Source organism: Erwinia sp. 1181_3 (genome assembly GCF_052824965.1).
The window spans coordinates 106790-126304 of the sequence record NZ_VTDE01000004.1; the positions used below are offsets into that span (position 1 = coordinate 106790).

Here is a 19515-nt window from a genome sequence, read left to right on the forward strand (position 1 = left end):
GTTGACCCGGACGATAAATCGTAAAAAAACGAGGGCTTTGTTAGCGGAACGCCTATTTCTCCTCAGAAGCGTTTGGGTTAAGTTGTTCTTTGTGCATTTAATGTTCACCGTGAATGAGCTAAGGACAGCCTGTGACAAAGGGATATTTTCTTCGCGTTGGCGATAAAACCACCTGCGGTGGGGAAGTACTGAGCGGTCACTCGACCGTTTTTCTGCGTGGTGCGGAGCTTCCCCGGGAGGGCAGTCTGGTCTCCTGTGGTAAGAACCCGGGTATGACGTACCGCATCATCAGCGGGCCGGGCAAAATAAGGGTGGGCGGGATGTCACTGGCCGGCACGCTCGACAGCGTCAGTTCCTGCCCCTGCGGGGCTACGTTTATTTCCTCCATTCCTGACGGTTACGGCAAAGAACCCGCCAGCGTAAGGCAGCGCAAGCCACAGCCGATTGAACTCTCGCTGTTCGCCCCCTCTCAGGGCATCGTACCGCAACAATACGCCCAGTCCGCGAAGAAAAAGCGGCGCGAAATCATGCTGACGATCGGGGTGTTTTTTGATGGGTCGGGGAATAATGCGGATAACAGTGCTGACCGTCAGAATGCCTGTGCTGGCGAGCATTTTGGTATGAGTGACGGGGATTCCTCTTCTGCTCAGGCTCAGTGTGTAAAGTTAAAATATGGTCACAGCGGTTTCGCCGCCGGAAGCCATCTGGGCTATTTCACCAATGTTCACTGGCTGTATACGCTGTATAACCAGGACAGGGCATATACACAGAGAGCCATTTATATTGAGGGGATCGGTACTGAAAGTGGTCAGGGGGACAGTTCCTACGGGATGGGGACTGGCAGAGGCAGTACTGGGGTAGTCAGCAAAACTGATAAGGCGGTGACACTGCTGGTGACCAGTATTCAGGACTATCTTTCTCAACTTCCCGATATCAAATCTCTCATTATTAGTGAGTTGCAGTTCGATATCTTTGGGTTTAGTCGTGGCGCGGCAGCAGCACGACATTTTGCTAACCGCGTGTTTGATCAGGACGATGCCATTGTGGCAGCGATTAAAGCCGGATTAGGTGAGATTAAGTTCAATGGCACGCCCGGCGGCAAAACCCGCTTCCTGGGGATATTCGATACCGTGGCGGGGGTCGGCACGCCGATTAACGGCTTTAACCCGCACAGCGCGGATACCGGAGAGGTGAATATTGTGCTGCGGCCCGGCGTGGCGGAGAAAGTATTCCATATCACCGCGCAGCATGAGTGCCGTTTTAACTTCGCCCTGAACAGCGTAAAACCTGCCTGGCCGGAACTGGCGTTGCCGGGGGCGCACTCGGATATTGGCGGTGGGTATAATCCCGACGAGTACGAAGCCTGTTTCCTTACGCGCCCGCAGTTTGAAACCGTGCCGGTTTCTGTTCCCGATAAGGAAACCAACACCTATCGGCATGCCGGGGCACAGTTCAGGATTATGGCCTGTTATCCCATGATTGCGCCGCTGCTGCAGGGCAACAAAATTAAACTCAGAGCCTGGCATGATGACCGAATGCCCGCCGACCGCTACGGCACGCTGCAAAAACGCAGCGCTGCCGCACTAACCCTTGAACGCCCCACGCGTAATGACTGGTCAAAGGTGGCGCTGCGGGTGATGATCGATGCCGCGCAGGATGCAGGGGTGGTGTTTGAACCCATTCGAAGTACGAATACAGAATTAAAACTGCCATCAGAACTCTATGAATTCTATAAAAAAGCTATGGTGATGGGGCGCGCCGTTCGCAACGGCCAGCGGGCCAGCGGATTTACCACCCCGGAAATTAATGTACTGGCCGGAAAATACCTTCACTGCTCGGCCAACTGGAACAGCGTGATAAAAGATAGTCAGGGAAGAATTACCGGAGCAGTAAAGCCCGCTAAGCTGGTTACCTTTACCAACAGGCCGGATTATCGCTGGCAACGAACCACTTACGATATGGACGGGAATATAATATGGAAATAAAACGCCTTATAGTACTGATTTCATTTTCAATGCTGACGGCCTGCCAGGGAGTAAGCCAGGCCAGTAAGACAGTGCAAAATACGGAGCCGACAGCGTGGAAATTTAACTTTTTCACGCCCAAAGCCCTGCCCGCACTGGTGACCTTTGCCGTTATTATTGATGCCAACAACCGGGTTTCGCGGTTTGTGACGCTGAACAGTACGCCCGATCTCAGTGACATGGTCGGTGAATGGAACGATTACACGCGGGCACCCAGCGGGTACTGGAACCATGTGAAGCATCCGCCAAAACAACTGTTTTTCTGCTGGGATTCGATCATTGATAAGAAAGTGTATGAAACCCGGCTGACGTTATCTGACGCTGATGTGGAAAAAATGCGCAGGCCCAGCGGGCATAAAAACTATTTTGGCCAGACTGCGTATTACGACAATATCCAGTTTGGTCTGGCCCCTGAAGGAAAAGTGGCAGTCTGGTTAGTCGGCACAGGACCTCAACCTAATTACCGTGTAACGCCATCAGTATTAAACACGGTTTCTGGGGATGAATTAATTCTTTGTAAAGGAATAACTAAAAGTGATTTTTCTCATGGAGATGATCAGGATATAAAAGATTTTATCAAAGGAAAACAATACCCTTACGGCAAGTGGTAATGCCTGCTTCAGGCAAGGGAGTTCAGGTGGTTTTTAGAGTAGGGACGGGAACACAATATGGAAATAAAACGTATCGCAGGGCTGCTTTCGCTATTGATCCTGACTGCCTGCCAGGGAGCAGGTCAGACCAACAAGGCGGCTCACAACACGGAACCAACGGAGTGGAAATTTAACTTTTTCACGCCCATATACCTACCCGCGTTGGTGACGTTTGTTGTGGTACAGGATGCGGCTGGTACTGTTTATCGCTTTAATACCCTGGACAGCACGCAGCCATTACATGACGTGGTGGGTGAGTGGAACGACAGTGCGCGGGCGCTCAATGGTTACTGGAATCATGTTGAAAAACCTCCCAAGCATATTATTTTTTGCTGGGATTCAGTGATTGATAAAAAGGTCTATGAAACTCATCTGACTTTTCCCTGGGATGTGGTGGATAAAATGCGTAAACCCAGCGTACACAAGGACTATCTTGGTAAGGCTGCGTATTACGACAGTGTACAGATGGGGCTGGCCCCAGGAGGAAAGGTGGCCGTCTGGGTAAATGGTATCCGTTTCGAACATAACTATCGTATAAAGCCCTCTGTCCTGAAAACGTTATCCGGGGATAAATTAGATATTTGCAAAGGAATCACTAAGAGCGATTTTTCTTATGGATATGACCAGGACATAAAAGATTTTATCAAAGGAAAGAAATACCCTTACGGCAAGTGGTAATGCCTGCTTGAGGCAAGGGAATTGAGTTCTTTAGTCTGCATCCCTATTTCCCACCACCCGGAAGCGTAATCTGCATACAGGTTCCGCCCAGTCGGCTGGGCAGGCAGCGTGCGGTGCCACCGTGCGCTCGGGCAATGGCATACACCACTGCCAGGCCAAGGCCGGAACCATCGGGCTTTTGCACCCGGTCGTTTTCTGCACGGAAAAAGGCGTCAAATACTGCGTCCTGATCGGCATAACCAATACCGGGGCCTTCATCTTCCACCGTCAGCACAATGGCATCACTGGAGGGGCGGCAGGTGATCATTACCACGCCCGGAACCGCATATTTACTGACATTGCTGAGCAGCGCGAAGAGCACCTGACGCAGGCGCACTTCATCGACAAAACAGACAATATCTTCGGCTTCAATTACCGGCTCCAGCCCGCGCTGTTTCAGCTTGTCGCGGAAGGAATCGACGGATGACGTCAGTATTTCCTTCAGATGCAGCGTTTCCCGGTAGAGATAGAGCTGGCCGCTGTCGGAGAGGCTGAGTACCCGAAGATCGTCGATCATTCGCGATAATCCTTCCGTCTGACGGAGTAAGATAGCGAACTGCCGATCGTCGCGGTCAAAAATACCTTCCATCATTCCCTGGATACGCCCCTGCAATACGGTGACCGGGGTGCGCAGTTCATGGGCAATGGCCGCGTTCCACTTTTTCATCTCATGCGACATCACTTCCAGCTTCTCCGCCATCGAATTGAAATCATCGATTAGCAGCGCAGTTTCGCGTATTTCGGAGGTGCTGTGTTCTGCGCGGATGCTCAGATTGCCTTCAGCCACCTGGCGCGCACTGTGCGCAACCGCATTCAGCGGAATAATCACGCGTTTGGCAAAGCCCCAGACAAAATAGAGCGCCACCGCGGCGGATAATACGCCGGAGATCAGCGTCAGGATCCAGTCATGCGAGGAAGGGATCCAGCTGATCTCATCTTTGCCATCATAAAAAATGCCGATATAGACGCTGTAAACCACCGACAGCAGCACCAGCGTGCTGACAGCCACTTTCGAGGTCAGGATAAACAGCTGGTAACGGATGCCTGGCTTTGCCATCTTAATCTCCCAGCCGGTAGCCGAAGCCGCGAATGCTCTCAGGAACAGAAGACAGCCCGGCCTGCTCAATCTTTTTACGCAGTTTGCTGATGTGGCTGTCAACGGTGCGCTCACTGGCTTCACCTTCTGGCAGGCAATGTTCCAGCAATTCCCGGCGGGTAAATACACGCTTCGGATAACGGATCAAATGCATCAGGATTTTAAATTCCGTTGAGGTCAGCCTATTACCCATTTCTGTACCGCTACTTTTTATTTTCACCAGATGATTAACCGTATCAATATCAATATTTTTACTGCTGTAGATATGTTGGTTTTTATTATTACTGTAGAAGGGCAGGCGGCGTAATATCACGTGAATTCTTGCCACCACTTCTGCCGGATTAAAAGGTTTAACGATGTAATCATCGGCGCCGACTCTCAGTGCATGAATTTTATCCACATCAGCATCCAGTGCGGTCAGCATCATCACGGGGACATCTGAGTCTTTACGGATATCGTTAAGTACCTGCCAGCCATCAATAAATGGCATTTTAATATCCAGGATGACAAAGTCAGGCCGATCCTCAAAATAACGTTCCAGTGCTTCACGCCCGTTAGCGGCATGAATAATGGTAAAGCTTTCTTTTTGCAGGTAAGCAAAAAGGATCTCGGCAATATCTTCCTCGTCTTCAGCGAGCAAAATTTTAATATTCTTCATTTCTGTTCCGCTTTTTGTGTCATCTCATTCCCTCTCCACACAATCTCCACATAACCTCCACGCAGCCTCAACTTACGACCATTATTATTACGTTAACACATAAGTTAACGTTAAAAATATCAGGAAAACGGCCGGTATGTTTACCAAAAGCATAGCAAGATTATCATTGATACCGATGTTTTATCTCCTGTCGGGCTGCGATGCGCCGACAGAAACAACGGCCAACGAAATACCTCCAGTAGCGGTGACGGTTGAAACGCTGGTACTGCAGCCCGTTATGCAGGAACAGGCTTTTGCAGGTCGCGTAACGGCATTTCGCACCGCGCAAATTCGCCCACAGGTTAGCGGCATTATTACGGCGATGCACTTCAGTCAGGGCAGTGAAATCACACCAGGCCAGGCACTGTTTCAGATCGACCCGGCGCCGTTCAAGGCTGACGTTAACAGCGCAGCGGCGGCAGTGGAAAAAGCCGAAGCCAGTTATCGCCAGCTGCTGGCGCGTGCTGCCCGGTTGCAAAAACTGCACGGCAGCGGGGCTATCAGCCAACAGGATCATGAAGATGCTGCCTCAAATGCCGCTCAGGCAAAGGCCACTGTGTCTGAAACCCGCGCGGTGCTGGCGCGTAAACAGCTGGATTTGTCCTATGCCACCGTTAAGGCACCGATAGGCGGGCGCATCGATCAGAACTTCGTCACGGAAGGGGCATTGGTCAGTAGCAGCGACAGTCAGGCAATGGCGATGGTGCAGCAAATCGATCGTGTGTATGTCGACGTGCGCCAGCCAGCCTCGGCCATACAGACATTACCTGCCACCGCGCCCGTTCGGGCGGACATTCTTTCTGCGTCCGGTGAGCCGTTCAGCAACAGTGCACGCATTCTGTTTACGGGCGTCAGCGTGGATACCGGAACCGGTGATGTGGTGATGCGTCTCGAGGTGGATAACCCGCAGCACACGCTGCTACCGGGCATGTACGTTCAGGCCAAAATTTCCCGGCAGCTGGCGGCTGAAGGTGTGGTGATCCCGCAGGAAGCCCTGGTGCGCAATGGCGATGCTACGCAGGTCTGGCTGGATGACGGCGGCAAGGCGAAAGTGGTCAATATCCGGCTTGGCGAAACTCTGAGCGGCCACTATTTTGTGCGCGCCGGGCTGAAGGCCGGGGACCGCCTGATAACCCAGGGCGGCGGAAAATTGCAGGAAGGGATGCCGGTAAATGCCGGTGATAAGAAAACAAACCCTTAAGGCTGCGCTTCATTTTATCCAGGATATTCTATGCCACAGTTCTTTATCCATCGCCCGGTTTTTGCCTGGGTTATCGCCGTGTTTATCATCCTGTTCGGGCTGCTGGCGATCCCCAAGCTTCCGATCGCACGCTATCCATCGGTGGCACCGCCAAGTGTCAGTATCTATGCCAGTTATCCGGGATCAACCCCGGAGACGATGAACAATAACGTGGTCGCGTTGATCGAGCGTGAACTCTCGTCGGTGAAAAACCTGCTCTATTTTGAGTCATCAGCGGATACCAGCGGCCAGGCGACGATCACCGTGACCTTCCAGCCGGGCACCGATCCAGAGCTGGCGCAGGTGGATGTGCAGAACCGCATTAAAATCGTGGAGCCGCGCCTGCCGCAGGTGGTACGGCAAAACGGGCTTAACGTTGAGGCGGCATCGTCAGGCTTTCTGATGATCGTCGGCCTGTCCTCAGAACAGGGCAATATCACTGAAGGCGATCTCAGCGATTACTTCTCGCGCAATATGTCTGAGGAACTGCGGCGTATTGGCGGCGTGGGGCGCGTTCAGCTGTTTGGCGCGGAAAAGGCGATGCGCATCTGGCTGGACCCGGTAAAACTGACTCAGTACCACCTGACCGTCAGGGATATCAGTCAGGCTATCAGCGCTGAAAACGTACAGATCTCACCGGGCCGAATTGGGGATGATCCCGCAGTTACAGGCCAGCGCGTAACTTACCCGATGACGGTGCAGGGCCAGCTCGGCACGCCGGAGGAGTTTGGGCGCATTACGCTACGGGCAAATCTGGATGGTTCACGCGTGTCGCTGTCTGATGTCGCACGGATTGAGCTGGGCCCACAAACCTCTGGTTTCTCCACAAGGGAAAATGGGCGCGTCTCTACCGGAGCAGCGATTCAGCTGGCACCTGGCGCAAACGCCTTGCGCACTGCCGGAGAGGTGAAAGCACGGCTGGAAGAGCTGAGCAAAGCCATGCCAGCCGGGATGAAGTACAGCATCCCGTTTGATACCACGCCGTTTGTGAAAGTCTCCATCGAGAAGGTGATTTATACCTTTATTGAAGCGATGGTGCTGGTGTTCCTGGTGATGTATCTGTTTCTGCAAAATGTGCGCTACACCTTTATTCCCGCCATTGTGGCGCCCATTGCGTTACTCGGGACGTTTACCGTGATGCTGATGTCGGGATTCTCGATCAACGTACTGACCATGTTCGGCATGGTGCTGGCGATCGGTATTATCGTCGATGACGCCATCGTGGTAGTGGAGAACGTGGAACGTATCATGGCAGAAGAGGGGTTGCCGCCCAAAGAAGCCACCGAGAAAGCGATGAAGGAGATCACGGGTGCAGTCGTCGGGATTACGCTGGTTCTGAGCGCCGTGTTTATCCCAATGGCGATGGCCAGCGGTTCGGTAGGGGCAATTTACCGGCAGTTCACCTTGTCGATGGCCGTTTCAATTCTGTTCTCAGCGTTCCTGGCGTTGAGCCTGACGCCTGCACTCTGTACCACCTTGCTGAAGCCGGTGAAAAAAGGGCATCACGAGAAAAAAGGTTTCTTTGGCTGGTTTAACCGTAAGTTCAGCGCCATGACCGAACGCTATGAGAAGGGCGTCAGTCGTATGCTGAAGCGGACGGGCCGGAGTTTACTGCTGTATGCTGTGCTCTGCGTGGTGTTGTTCTTCGCGATGCGCAGCGTGCCTTCGTCGTTTCTGCCGGAAGAGGATCAGGGCTACTTTCTGACGTCGATTCAGTTGCCATCAGATGCGACAAGTGAGCGGACGTTAGAGGTGGTGAAATCCTTTGAAAAAACCGTGCTGGCGCGCCCGGGCATTGATACTAACCTGGCCGTTATGGGCTTCAGCTTTGCCGGTTCTGGCCCGAACTCCGCGCTGGCTTTTACCACGCTTAAGGGCTGGGATAAACGCGAAGGAGCCACCGCCGCTGCCGAAGCCCGTCATGTTCTGGCAACCCTGCACGATATCCCTGAAGGTGAGGTCTACAGCCTGATGCCGCCAGCCATCGACGAGTTGGGTAACTCATCGGGCTTCGCCATGCGCCTGGAAGATCGCGCGGGTAAAGGCTATGCGGCACTGAAAGATGCACAGAACCAGCTGCTGGCAATGGCCGCAGGCAGCAAGGTGGTGCAGGGCGTTTACGTTGATGGTCTGCCTGAAGGCCAGGTGATCAACCTGCATATTGACCGACAAAAAGCCTTTGCGCTGGGCGTGTCGTTTGACGATATCAGCCAGACGATTTCAGGGGCGACGGGTTCACTGTATGTGAATGACTTCCCGAACGGCGACCGGATGCAGCAGGTGATCATTCAGGCCGATGCGCCGTTCCGTATGGAGCTGAACGATATTCTGAAGCTGAATGTGCGTAACGCTAACAACGGCATGGTGCCGCTGTCCGAATTTGTGCAGGCGAAATGGGAAACCTCACCGCTGCAAATGGTGCGTTATCAGGGTTATCAGGCGGTGAAAATCACCGGCAGCGCCGCCGCGGGTTACTCTAGTGGTGATGCGATGAAAGAGATGGAGCGTCTGGCAACAGAACTGCCTGATGGCTTCGCGGTGGAATGGACCGAGCTGTCACTGCAGGAACAGCAGTCCGCCTCTGAAGCGCCGATGCTGATGGCGCTGTCGATGCTGGTGATATTCCTGATACTGGCCGCGCTTTACGAGAGCTGGTCCATTCCCATCTCCGTGATGCTGGTAGTACCGTTAGGCCTGTTGGGTGCGGTGCTGGCGGTTATATTGCGTGATATGCCGAACGATGTGTTTTTTAAGGTGGGGATGATCACCATCATTGGGCTGTCGGCGAAGAACGCCATTCTTATCGTCGAGTTCGCCAAACAGCTGCATGACAATGGCAAAAGTCTGGTAGAAGCGACGCTGGAAGCGGCCAGGATGCGTTTGCGTCCGATCCTGATGACGTCACTGGCATTCACGCTGGGCGTGGTACCGCTGATGATCGCCAGCGGCGCGAGCGCCGAAACCCAGCACGCCATCGGGACCGGCGTGTTTGGCGGCATGATCAGCGGCACGCTGCTGGCGATATTCTTTGTTCCGCTGTTCTATTTCAGCGTGATGAATGTGGTTGGCCGCTTTAGTCACCATCGTATAACCCACAAGGAAAGTTGATATGTCTTCCTCATTTCGCTGGGTAATCCTGGCGGTGATCTCCAGCGCTTTATTACTGGTGGTCATTGATATGACCGTGCTTTATACCGCGCTGCCGCGCCTGACCCATGATCTTCAGGCAACGGCGACGCAGAAGCTGTGGATCGTTAATGCCTATCCGCTGACGATGGCAGGTTTGTTGATCAGCATGGGCGTGCTGAATGACCGTATTGGCGCACGCTGCTTCTTCATTCTCGGGCTGGTCATTTTTGGCATCGCCTCGCTGGCGGCGGCATTTTCCGTTTCCGCTGAGATGCTGATTGCCTCTCGTGCGCTGCTGGCTGTCGGGGCGGCGATGATGATGCCCGCAACCATGACGATTGTGCGCAGAGCCTTTGACGATCCCGCCGAGCGCTCACTGGCGATTGGCATCTGGGCCGCGGTGGCTTCCGGCGGGGCGGCGCTCGGTCCGGTGATTGGTGGGCTGCTGCTGGAGTATTTCTGGTGGGGATCGGTTTTTCTGATCAACGTCCCGATTGTGGTTCTGGTGCTGCTGTTTTCGCTGAAACTGATCCCGCCGATACCGGGCGACCACACCCGGGTATTCAGTCTGACCGCTGCCGTTCAGATTATGGCGGGCCTCACCGGGCTGATTTATGCCATGAAGGAGTTCAGCAAGCCGTCACCGCAGCTCAGCATTGCGGTGATCGCCGGGGTAATCGGGGTGATGATGACGCTGCTGTTTGTCAGAAAACAGCAGCGCTCAGCCAGCCCAATGCTCGATCTGGCGTTGTTTAGCAACCGGTTCTTTACGGCGGGTGTGATCGCCGCAATGGTGTCGATTGCCTGCGTCATCGGCGTTGAACTGGCCGTGACGCAGCGGCTGCAACTGGTGCTGTCTATGTCGCCTTTACTGGCCGGGCTGTTTATTTTGCCGCTGCCGCTCGCCTCCTTTATTGCCGGGCCTGCGGTAGGATGGCTGGTGCCGCATATAGGCTCACTCCGGGCGATTCAGTATTCCTTGCTGCTCTCTGCGGCGGGCCTGGCGGTTTACCTGATGGTGTATGATGCCGCCTTGTGGATGACGGTCGCAGCCCTGGCGCTGACCGGCGCCGGACTTGGTGGCGCGATGACGGCGGCATCGACCGCGATCATCCTCAACTCACCGGAAAACAGCTCAGGGACGGCAGCATCGATTGAGGGCGTGGCGTTTGAGTTCGGTGGCGCAATCGGTATTACCATTCTCGGCGGGATTCTGGCCGCGCTGTATTCGTATGATATGTCTGCCATTCCGCATCTGCCCGCGTTGGCACAGGACAGCATTGATGGTGCGTTAATTGCCGCCGGATCGCTGATACCTGCGGAAGGGCGCGTGTTGCTGAATCTGGCCGAAGCGGCCTTTAGCCGTGGCTTTGTTTCGGTGATCGGTACATCGATTGTTGCATTGCTTCTCACAGGCGGGGTGCTGGCGATGTATACCCGTAAAACGGTGTGACAAAGGCTGAAGCCAGTTTGAACACGCAGCATCGGCAATAGGCATGATTTTAAGTGTCGCGTATGATGGCATCCCAGCTGAGACATCTCACAGGGAGTGATCAACATGATTAATTTCGATTATTTTATCGACCGTCCTGGTTCACTGTGCTTCCTCAGCGCTGCTGAATGCCGCCTCAACGTCAAAATCCAGGTCAAAACCCTAACCAATGCACAGAGAGCGTCATGCTGTTGCGGTTTTAAAATCCACAGCGAGCAACGATTCTGCGGGGATGGGGCCAGTTTGAGGTAAGCCGGACGTCACGCGACAGGACGTCGCGTGCCGAGGCCCGCAGGGATGCGTCTTTTGCCGCTCCGGCGTGCTCAAACTGGCCCCGGACCTGACGCCAGACGGGAAGCCATTCATTTTTGTGGGGATACCTCAGCGCTGATGCGGGCTTTTTTCTGCATTAACTCCACGCATGGCGTGGTGGGTTAACGCCGTTCAGATAGTAGTTCCCGACATGGAAATACTTCCAGCGCACTGGATCGTGCAGCGTGTGCGTGCGGGCATTGCGCCAGTGGCGGTCAAGCTGATATTCCGCCAGCGTGGAGCGCGTGCCTGCCAGTTCAAACAGCTTGTTACCCGCAAGAATGGCGATCTCGGTGGACAGCACTTTGGCTTCGGCTGTGGCGACGGTAGCGGCGGCCACCGTTTCTTCACTGGGTGTGGTGACAGCAACGTCGATCAGCTCTCCGGCGCGCCACAGCAGCGCTTCGGCGGCATGCAGACGGATTTGCAGGTCGCCGATGGCAGCAATGGTAAAGGGATCATCGCTGGCGCGTTCCTGGCCGCTGTCGATCCACGGGCGTGATTTCTCGCGCACAAAGGCCAGTGTATCGGCCAGCGTACCGCGTGCAATCCCCGTATCCACCGCCGCCTGAATAATTTGAGAAATCGGGCCAGCGGCAGTTGGGCGTTCAAATGCCTGCCAGACGGGAATCAGTCGTTCCTGCGGTGCATGAACATTGTCCAGCAGCACGGTGCCGGACGCAGTAGTGCGCTGGCCAAAGCTCGACCAGTTGTTGATCACTGTCAGGCCCGCAGCATCGCGATCCAGTACCACCAGATTGGCGCGACCTTCTTCATCTACCGCCACGGTATGCACCAGATGCGCCAGCAACGCGCCCGTGGCGTAGAACTTCTCGCCATTCACCACCAGTTCACCGTTATGCGGACGCACTGTTGTTTTGAAATCGGCCACCGTGGCGGTGCCTTTTTCGGAAAACGCGTTGCCCCAGCGTAGTCCCGATAACACGCCGGCCAGCAGCGTCTGCTTCTGGCTTTCCGTTCCGTCCTCCAGCAGATGGGCAACACCCGCCAGATGATTTTGCGGGATCTGCCCCAGCGCCGAGTCGGCAGCGGAGATAATGGCAATCACCTTCGCAACCGTGGCATAGGAAACACCCGCGCCGCCGTATTCCCGCGGGATATTGATGCCCCACAGGCCGCTTTGGGAGAACGCGTCCAGCTCGGCCACCGGTAAAATACCGTCACGGTCGCGGCGGGCAGCCCCCGGTGCAAACTGCTGCGCCAGCCGTTCCGCGACAGCAATCGCTTCAGCATCACTGGTAATGATATTCGCAGGCTGTGACGGTCGCGGCAGCGGATCGAAGTGTTCCGGGGAGTTAACATAAAATTCAGTGGCTTCAGCCAGGGATTCGATAGCAGACACAGGCACTCCTTAATGACGGTGACAGGGCGCATTGGCGCGGATAACTCCATCCTGTCACACTGTGTTCACGTCGGTTATAAGGATTCATCGCATCGATTGTTACCGCGCTGATAAGGCGCGGGTTGGGAAACGGGAATAGCGTAGTTTAAGGCGACAGTTGAGTTTTATCGCCAACGTTATTGGATATTTTATGATTTTACTCTTTGTTTTTTATTGGTTATTTGGTTTGTGATAGTTTGACAGTAGCTAAAAAGGAAATAAATAAAAATGAAAGCATTGTTATATTTCATAAAGGATACAGCGTCTGATTTGATCGTGAATATGGTGGTTATTTTCTTGTTTGTTTTTTACTATTTTGTTGTGCCGGATTATTGGTTTTTAAGTAGTCTTTTAACCATCGTTGCAGTCGGTACTGTCAGGATTTTTTTCTCTAAAAAAAACTGATCAACCGCGTCAGCCAATCTCTTCCAGTATCACCACGCAGTTCTCATTTATGCAGTAATCGCCTTTGTCTGTATGATCAGCCCCGGCATCGTGCCGGGGCTTTTTTTATCAGAAGGCGTACGACAGGTTGACCGAGTAGCTACGCGGTTCGCCGTAAACCACATAATCGCTGCCCCATGAGTAATAAGAGCGGTCAAAGAGGTTATCGACGTTGGCCTGTACCGCCAATTGTTTGGTGAACTGGTAGCGGGCAAACAGGTTGGCCAGTGGATAGCTGCCCTGGTAGACGCGCTGCACTTCACCATCCGGGCCGGTGGCATCCTGGAAGGTGCGGTTCTGCCAGTTAAGCCCGCCGCCGATGGTCAGGTCCTGCAACATCGGTAAACGATAGCGGGAGAAGAGTTTAAATGAGGTCTGCGGCATATTGCTGTTGAAACGGCCGGAGGTATCTCGCGCCACATAGCGCGTTGCCCCGAAGGTCATTTGCAGGTTGTCGGTGACGGCACCGTTCAGCTCAAACTCCGCGCCTTTACTGACCGCGCCTTTAGCCGCAACATACGCCTGCTCGCTGGAGCCATTCACAAACGTGCCGCTGAGTTCCTGACCCACGTTCTCCTGCTCAATACGGAATACCGCAAAGGTGGCGGTCAGACGCCCATCAAACCAGTCAGACTTCAGGCCGGTTTCATAGTTTTTCCCGGTCACTGGCGACAGATAAGCACCATCAGTACTGCGGTAGGTCTGTGGCTGGAAGATCGAGGTGTAGCTGGCGTAAGCCGACCAGGTATCATCGATGTCATACACCAGGCCACCGTATGGCGTGATGTTATTTTTGTTCATGTTGCCACTGCTGCCAACGGTGCTCCACTGGGTGTAACGTGCGCCGAGGATCAGCGACAGTGGGTCGGCCAGCGAGAAGCGCGCGGCGGTGTAGGCCGATTTCTGGCGGATCACGTCATCGGCATTCAGATACCAGTCACCCCATTCGGGCTCCTGAACGTTGCCGTTCCAGTTATTATCAAAACTGCCCATCTGCGCATAATCCAGCGCACCGTCCACGCTGTAGGTCTGGTTATGCTGGCGGCTGTAGCTGACGCCTGCCATCAACTCATGGTTACGCCCCAGCAGTTCAAACGGACCGCTGGCATAGGTATCAATGGATTCCTGCGTGCGCTTACCGCGATCCAGACTGCCATAGCCGCTGACCCCGGTCCCGGTCACTGCATCGGGGAACTCCATCACATACAGCAGCTTGTCAGCAAAAGTCTGCTCAGCGTGCGTGGCATTGACGCGGAAGGTCCAGCCATTATCAAAGTCATGTTTGACGTTGGCAAAAACCTTACGCGAGTCGAGGCTGTAACGCGTCCAGTCAGCTGACGGATTGAGGTTGCGGCTGTAATGGGTGCGCGAACCGTTGCTGTACCAGGTCGGCAATCCACCCCAGGTCGGGTTGCCGGTGTTGCTCTCCTGATAGTCGTAGCCGAGCGACACCGTGGTGTTGTCGGTCACATCGGCATCCAGCACGCCGTAGAGGAACTTTTTGCTTTTATGGTAGCGATCCAGCCAGCCGTCCTGATCCTGATAACCGGCGATAACGCGGCCACGCACGGTGCCTTCTTCATTCAGCGGGGCAGAGAGGTCGGCCACGTAACGCTGGGTGTTCCAGCGGCCATAGCTGGCGCTCAGATTGCCGGTCACGGTCTTGCTGTCGGCATGTTTGCGTACCATATTGACCGACGCCGACGGGCTGCCCGCACCGCTCATCAGCCCGGTTGCACCGCGCACGACTTCGATGCGGTCATAGATGGCGGTGTCTTCTCCGGCATCGCCGTAGTTCCAGTTATCTGCCGCTGACGTAGGGATATCATCGAAGGTGTAATTGGTGATCTGGAAACCGCGAGAGAAGTAGGAGGAGCGTTCGCTATCGACCAGCTGGGTGGCGATCCCGGTGGTGTTATCCAGCACCTCGCCCACGGTTTGCAGATTCTGATCCAGCATCCGCTGCTCGGTGACGACGCTTAATGACTGCGGGACATCGCGCGGGGTCATCAGCATTTTGGTGCCGGCGCGGGTGGTTTTGACCGTGTAATCCTGCTTCTCGCTGGCGGCGGTGTCATCTGCCGTGGCATCCACCACCATTTCCTGCGGGGAGGCGGCTTCCTGCGCCATGGCCGGGTTAACCAGCGCATGGATCATCAGCGCCAGCAGTGAAACGGACAACGTCGTTTTTTGGCCCGGCACGCGCAGAGGCGAGCCCATTCCCCTGGTGTGGGATGAGAAGGTGCGGGAAGACATGGTTTTTCCTTGTGCGAAATAGGGAATAACAAAAAGCGTGGCCATTTTTTTATCGGTCAGTCACGGGCCAGATGGCCCCAAGTCAGGGTGGCGCAGCTAAAGTTCAATACTAATGATTATGATAATCATTTTCTTTTATGGGATCATTGTTAATATTATGTCGTCACATGAAACAAAATATGATTTTACTTTATAATCAGTGAGTTAAATTTTTGGAGAAATTGAGTGTGGCGAGGATTATCAGCGCCTTCAGGAATCAGGCGCTGAAAAATAGTACGATAAGGCTAGCGTAAGGCCTTGAGATGTTGCGTTGGCAGGGCGGTGGTGTATTTCACCTGGCTTAAAGCGAAGCTGGAACGAATACTGGATACGCTCTCTATCTGCGTCAGGCAATCCATCATCAGCAACTGATATTTTTGCAGATTTTCCACCACCACCCGCAGCAGAAAATCCGACTCCCCGGTCATCAGATAGCACTCCATGACCTCCGGGCGTTCGCTGATGGCATCGGTGAAATGCCGCAGTGACACTTTATCCTGCTGCTTCAGCGAGACATGCACAAAGACGTTCACCGCCAGGCCAAGGCTCAGTGGATCGGCCAGCATCACCGCGCCTCTTAATACGCCTTTTTCCTTCATTTCCGTGACTCTGCGCCAGCAGGGGGAGGTGGACAGGCCCACGCGTTCCGCCAACTCAGCGTTGCTGATATCCGCATTTTGCTGCAACAGATCCAGTATGCGCAGACTGGTTTCATCCAGTTCAATCGTGTGTTGGGGCATATTTTACCTGCAAATTGTGTTTTTGACGGAAACCGTTTCTTTTTTCAGCGTTATGGCGGGTAATTAGAACAGCTTTTCCTGTAACGGGAAAATAAAATCATCACATCGATGCACAGTGAGTGATGATGATGAGTAACGTGAAAACAGCCGTACAGAATGCCGGGCAGCATTCAATGAAAACCACGGTTTTGTGGCTGCTGGTGATGGTGGTTTTATGGGGGCTTAGCTGGCCTGCCACCAAGATGGCGCTTAACGATGTGCCGCCGTTATGGCTTGCGGCGATCCGTTTCGGCAGCGCCGGAGCCTGTCTGTTTCTGTTTGTCGCGGTTAAAAAAGAGCTGAAACTGCCGGCCAAAAGCGATATGCCCGTGATCCTTAGCATCGGCATTTTCCAGATGGTGGTCTTCACCGGATTAGGGATGATCGCCATGCAATACACTGATACCAGCCATGCAGTACTGCTGGCGTATACCACGCCGCTGTGGGGGATCCTCTCTTCCTGGCTGCTGTTGCGCCATACGCCATCTTTCATTCAGATCATTGCGCTGTTAACCGGGCTGGTGGGTATCGGGCTGATCTGCTCTCCGCTGGAAATGAACTGGTCCGCACCTGGCGCCGTGATGGGCTGTGCGTTTCTGATTACCGGTGCCATCTCGTGGTCACTGGTGATTATCCATGTGAAGCACCATAAGTGGACGGCAACGCCGCTATCACTGGCCCCCTGGCAAATGCTGATTGCCACCATTCCACTGATTTTCTTTGCCAGTTTACTTGATGGCCCCGTTGAGGCGATCCATTTCAGCTCCGGCCTTCTCTGGCTGCTGTTCTTTATTGGCCCGGTTGCCACCTCAGTCTGCTTTGTCATCTCGTCTGAACACGGGCGGCGCATCAGCGTGTTTGCCATGTCCAGCTTTACGCTGGGCGTACCATTGATTGGCGCGCTGGCATCGGTGGTCTTTCTGGGTACCTCGCTATCAGGGCTGTTTATGACAGGTCTGGCTCTGGTGTTCGCCGGGGTGAGTATGACCGCCTTTTCCGCCGGGAAAACCCGACCGCACTCCTGAATGCGATCGCACCAGAACTTCTGATATTCCAGGCAAAACCATGACTGACGTTGCCACAGATAACTGATAGGGTCCCCATTTCGTTATGGGGCCTGTCAGGTTATGCGCGCAGCACCCAAACAGAGGAAAGATTCACGTTATAACCGGATGCCCACCACAAGGAGGATGTATGGCTCAGGATATGTTTATCAAAATCAATGGTATTGAGGGCGAATCACTCGATCATTCTCATAAAGGGGAAATTGAGGTTTTAAGATGGAACTGGTCAGTCGCTCAGCCAGCGAATATGCACTCGGGAAGTGGCGGAGGTTCGGGAAAATCAACCGTACACGATTTATATTTCAAACATTACATTGATAAATCCTCGACCACTCTCATTCAATATTTCCTTGCGGGAAAACATATCCCGGAGGCTATTCTGACCGTCAGAAAAGCCGGTGGTTCTCCATTAGACTTCTTAACAATAACCCTGCAAGAGCTGATTATTACCAGCGTAGAGCCGATGGGTATGAACCACATGCCAATGCCGATAGAAAGAGTCGGCCTCAGTTTTTCAAGAGTGAAATTAGAATACGTACCACAGAGCGCAGAAGGAAATAAACTGGGTGTGGTAGCGATGGGTTATGACATTAAAGCTAACGCGATTATTTAGTACATTTATAAAGGAGTATAAAATGTATATCGATGAAGATGGTTATATTTATGATGATCGCATTGAGCGAAAAATATTTAAAACGATTGAGAGAGGGGTTCTCGATAGCGTTAATGGTATTGTGGTGCATCAAACTGCCAGTCCGACAGCTCAAAGCACCTTTAACAGTTATGGCAACAAATCGGCCAACGGTGCACATTTTTTGATCGACAAGGATGGCAAGGTTTATCAAACGGCTTCGTTATTCAAAATGACCTGGCATGTTGGTCTGGTGCAGTCAAAATGTTTTTTACAGAAAGTATGCCAACCGACTGAAGTGCGCTTATTGGCATTACATACCCAAAGATTTTGGGAAAGAGAGATTTCTCAAGAAATATCCAATATAGAGAGAGGGAAGAACTTCCCTGACCGGTTCCCAAATAATACTGACAGTATAGGCATTGAAATCGTTGGAATGGCTGTTGGGCCTGAGAATAAAAAAGTTTTCGAATCTGTCACTGATGAACAAAATCGATCCCTTAAATGGCTGGTGTCAGAGCTGACTCGTCAATTTCAAGTGCCCATGACTGAGGTTCACCGACATCCTGATATTGGAAGGAAAAACACAACCGAAGCGAGCACAGCAAAATGGGAATGAAAATAACATTGATTTTTGTTTTATTATCTTCTTCGCTGGTTATTCAGGCCAGGCAAGTAGAACATATTGAGGTGATTGAGAGTGGTCATTATGATGGACTTGCTGAAGATAAAGATGGGTATGCTAAGTGGTGTCAGCTTTTCAATCCCACGACAGAACAACTCATTAATTACTTTTCTAAGGCTGAAGAGGCCGATTATAGCGGTGAATGGCTTCATGAGTATTACACCCCTTGCATAGCATCTGGCACCGTAACTTTCAAAGATGGATCATATGGGACATGGGGGTTGCACTCCAGTGGTCTTGGTGGTGTCACGTTTAAAGATAAAGAAAATTACGGAAAAGAAAGATCGTTTCTTTATACTGATAATAAGTGGTGAGATTAACATTCTTTAAAGCGAACACATAAAAATGGGAATAAAACAAAATTTACTCTATCTCCTGATTTTTTTGCCCTTATTCATCCATGCGGGTAGGGAGGTGGAACATATTGAAACATTAGTAGGTGGTCACTTTACTACTAGTTTTAAAGATACTCAGGGGTATTCTAAATGGTGCAGACTTTTCAATCCAACTAAAGAGCAACTCATTAATTACTTTGCTAAGGCTGAAGAAGCTGATTATATCGGCGAGTGGCTTCATGAACATTATTCTCCTTGTGTAGCATCAGGTACTGTGACTTTCAAAGATGGGTCCTATGGGACCTGGGGGTTGCACTCCAGTGGTCTTGGTGGCGTCACTTTTCAAGATAAAAATAATTTTGGGAAGAGAAAGTCGTTTCTTTATCTGGATAACGCATGGGAGGACGAATGAAAATTGTAAACATCCTGTCTCAATATCTCGGGATATAAGAACCCACCGCAAGTACATTTTCTGAGGGGATGGGGCCAGTTTGAGGTAAGCCGGACGTCACGCGACAGGACG

The 19515-nt window shown here is 52.8% G+C and carries 16 protein-coding genes; 11 read left to right on the top strand and 5 right to left on the bottom strand.

Annotated features, from left to right (window positions below):
- Positions 1-131 precede the first annotated feature (131 nt).
- The 3 genes from FY046_RS12420 to FY046_RS12430 are packed head-to-tail and all read left to right on the top strand — an operon-like array spanning position 132 to position 3352.
- Complete coding sequence (locus tag FY046_RS12420; protein ID WP_167863974.1) at positions 132-1985, top strand: phospholipase effector Tle1 domain-containing protein; 1854 nt, start codon at positions 132-134, stop codon at positions 1983-1985.
- Positions 1976-2635 (top strand): DUF2931 family protein, encoded by a 660-nt coding sequence (locus FY046_RS12425; RefSeq protein WP_167863973.1) that lies wholly within the window; start codon positions 1976-1978, stop codon positions 2633-2635. The genes FY046_RS12420 and FY046_RS12425 overlap by 10 nt, the downstream gene beginning before the upstream one ends.
- 57 nt (positions 2636-2692) lie before the next feature.
- Positions 2693-3352, top strand: a complete 660-nt coding sequence (locus FY046_RS12430) for a DUF2931 family protein (protein ID WP_167863972.1) — start codon at positions 2693-2695, stop codon at positions 3350-3352.
- A gap of 43 nt (positions 3353-3395) precedes the next feature.
- Here the strand turns inward: FY046_RS12430 and FY046_RS12435 are convergent, their stop codons facing one another.
- Together FY046_RS12435 and FY046_RS12440 are read right to left on the bottom strand one after the other, a co-directional pair.
- Positions 3396-4448, bottom strand: coding sequence for an ATP-binding protein (locus FY046_RS12435; protein ID WP_167863971.1), 1053 nt, complete (start codon positions 4446-4448; stop codon positions 3396-3398).
- A 1-nt stretch (position 4449) separates the two neighbouring features.
- On the bottom strand, positions 4450-5145 hold the full coding sequence (locus FY046_RS12440) for a response regulator (RefSeq protein ID WP_167863970.1): 696 nt from the start codon (positions 5143-5145) through the stop codon (positions 4450-4452).
- Between the two features lie 136 nt (positions 5146-5281).
- On the opposite strand from FY046_RS12440, the gene FY046_RS12445 reads away from it, so the two are divergent.
- From FY046_RS12445 to FY046_RS12455, 3 genes are read left to right on the top strand one after another with little or no spacing between them, the layout of a single operon-like run.
- A complete protein-coding gene (locus FY046_RS12445) occupies positions 5282-6385 on the top strand; it encodes an efflux RND transporter periplasmic adaptor subunit (RefSeq protein ID WP_446186099.1) in 1104 nt (367 codons plus the stop codon).
- 30 nt (positions 6386-6415) lie between these two features.
- Positions 6416-9532 (top strand): multidrug efflux RND transporter permease subunit, encoded by a 3117-nt coding sequence (locus tag FY046_RS12450; protein ID WP_446186100.1) that lies wholly within the window; start codon positions 6416-6418, stop codon positions 9530-9532.
- Between the two features lies 1 nt (position 9533).
- Complete coding sequence (locus FY046_RS12455; protein WP_167863969.1) at positions 9534-11006, top strand: MFS transporter; 1473 nt, start codon at positions 9534-9536, stop codon at positions 11004-11006.
- Between the two features lie 448 nt (positions 11007-11454).
- Here the strand turns inward: FY046_RS12455 and FY046_RS12460 are convergent, their stop codons facing one another.
- From FY046_RS12460 to FY046_RS12470, 3 genes are all read right to left on the bottom strand, one after another.
- Positions 11455-12711: an SfnB family sulfur acquisition oxidoreductase gene (locus FY046_RS12460; protein ID WP_420361208.1), complete on the bottom strand. Its 1257-nt coding sequence runs from the start codon at positions 12709-12711 to the stop codon at positions 11455-11457.
- 561 nt (positions 12712-13272) lie between these two features.
- A complete protein-coding gene (gene fhuE / locus FY046_RS12465) occupies positions 13273-15423 on the bottom strand; it encodes a ferric-rhodotorulic acid/ferric-coprogen receptor FhuE (protein ID WP_167864008.1) in 2151 nt (716 codons plus the stop codon).
- 320 nt (positions 15424-15743) lie between these two features.
- A complete protein-coding gene (locus tag FY046_RS12470; RefSeq protein WP_159336675.1) occupies positions 15744-16238 on the bottom strand; it encodes an Lrp/AsnC family transcriptional regulator in 495 nt (164 codons plus the stop codon).
- Between the two features lie 137 nt (positions 16239-16375).
- Here FY046_RS12470 and FY046_RS12475 point away from each other — a divergent pair, with 137 nt between their 5' ends.
- From FY046_RS12475 to FY046_RS12495, 5 genes are all read left to right on the top strand, one after another.
- The gene (locus tag FY046_RS12475; RefSeq protein ID WP_446186101.1) at positions 16376-17302 is read left to right on the top strand and encodes a DMT family transporter; all 927 of its coding nucleotides are present in this window, start codon (positions 16376-16378) and stop codon (positions 17300-17302) included.
- A 169-nt stretch (positions 17303-17471) separates the two neighbouring features.
- Entirely contained in the window at positions 17472-17954 is a 483-nt protein-coding gene (locus tag FY046_RS12480; protein WP_446186102.1) for an Hcp family type VI secretion system effector, read from the top strand.
- A 22-nt stretch (positions 17955-17976) separates the two neighbouring features.
- On the top strand, positions 17977-18591 hold the full coding sequence (locus tag FY046_RS12485) for a peptidoglycan recognition protein family protein (RefSeq protein WP_167863964.1): 615 nt from the start codon (positions 17977-17979) through the stop codon (positions 18589-18591).
- A complete protein-coding gene (locus FY046_RS12490; RefSeq protein WP_446186103.1) occupies positions 18588-18971 on the top strand; it encodes a hypothetical protein in 384 nt (127 codons plus the stop codon). Before FY046_RS12485 ends, FY046_RS12490 begins: the two co-directional genes overlap by 4 nt.
- A 100-nt stretch (positions 18972-19071) precedes the next feature.
- The gene (locus tag FY046_RS12495) at positions 19072-19404 is read left to right on the top strand and encodes a hypothetical protein (protein ID WP_446186104.1); all 333 of its coding nucleotides are present in this window, start codon (positions 19072-19074) and stop codon (positions 19402-19404) included.
- Positions 19405-19515: the final 111 nt, after the last annotated feature.

Excerpts from the sequence above, each read along its gene's own strand:
- FY046_RS12455 (WP_167863969.1), top strand. The coding sequence starts at position 9,534 with ATGTCTTCCTCATTTCGCTGGGTAATCCTGGCGGTGATCTCCAGCGCT.
- FY046_RS12490 (WP_446186103.1), top strand. The coding sequence starts at position 18,588 with ATGAAAATAACATTGATTTTTGTTTTATTATCTTCTTCGCTGGTTATT.
- FY046_RS12450 (WP_446186100.1), top strand. The coding sequence starts at position 6,416 with ATGCCACAGTTCTTTATCCATCGCCCGGTTTTTGCCTGGGTTATCGCC.
- FY046_RS12425 (WP_167863973.1), top strand. The coding sequence starts at position 1,976 with ATGGAAATAAAACGCCTTATAGTACTGATTTCATTTTCAATGCTGACG.
- FY046_RS12470 (WP_159336675.1), bottom strand. The coding sequence starts at position 16,238 with ATGCCCCAACACACGATTGAACTGGATGAAACCAGTCTGCGCATACTG.
- FY046_RS12430 (WP_167863972.1), top strand. The coding sequence starts at position 2,693 with ATGGAAATAAAACGTATCGCAGGGCTGCTTTCGCTATTGATCCTGACT.
- FY046_RS12445 (WP_446186099.1), top strand. The coding sequence starts at position 5,282 with ATGTTTACCAAAAGCATAGCAAGATTATCATTGATACCGATGTTTTAT.
- FY046_RS12480 (WP_446186102.1), top strand. The coding sequence starts at position 17,472 with ATGGCTCAGGATATGTTTATCAAAATCAATGGTATTGAGGGCGAATCA.
- fhuE (WP_167864008.1), bottom strand. The coding sequence starts at position 15,423 with ATGGGCTCGCCTCTGCGCGTGCCGGGCCAAAAAACGACGTTGTCCGTT.
- FY046_RS12440 (WP_167863970.1), bottom strand. The coding sequence starts at position 5,145 with ATGAAGAATATTAAAATTTTGCTCGCTGAAGACGAGGAAGATATTGCC.
- FY046_RS12435 (WP_167863971.1), bottom strand. The coding sequence starts at position 4,448 with ATGGCAAAGCCAGGCATCCGTTACCAGCTGTTTATCCTGACCTCGAAA.
- FY046_RS12485 (WP_167863964.1), top strand. The coding sequence starts at position 17,977 with ATGTATATCGATGAAGATGGTTATATTTATGATGATCGCATTGAGCGA.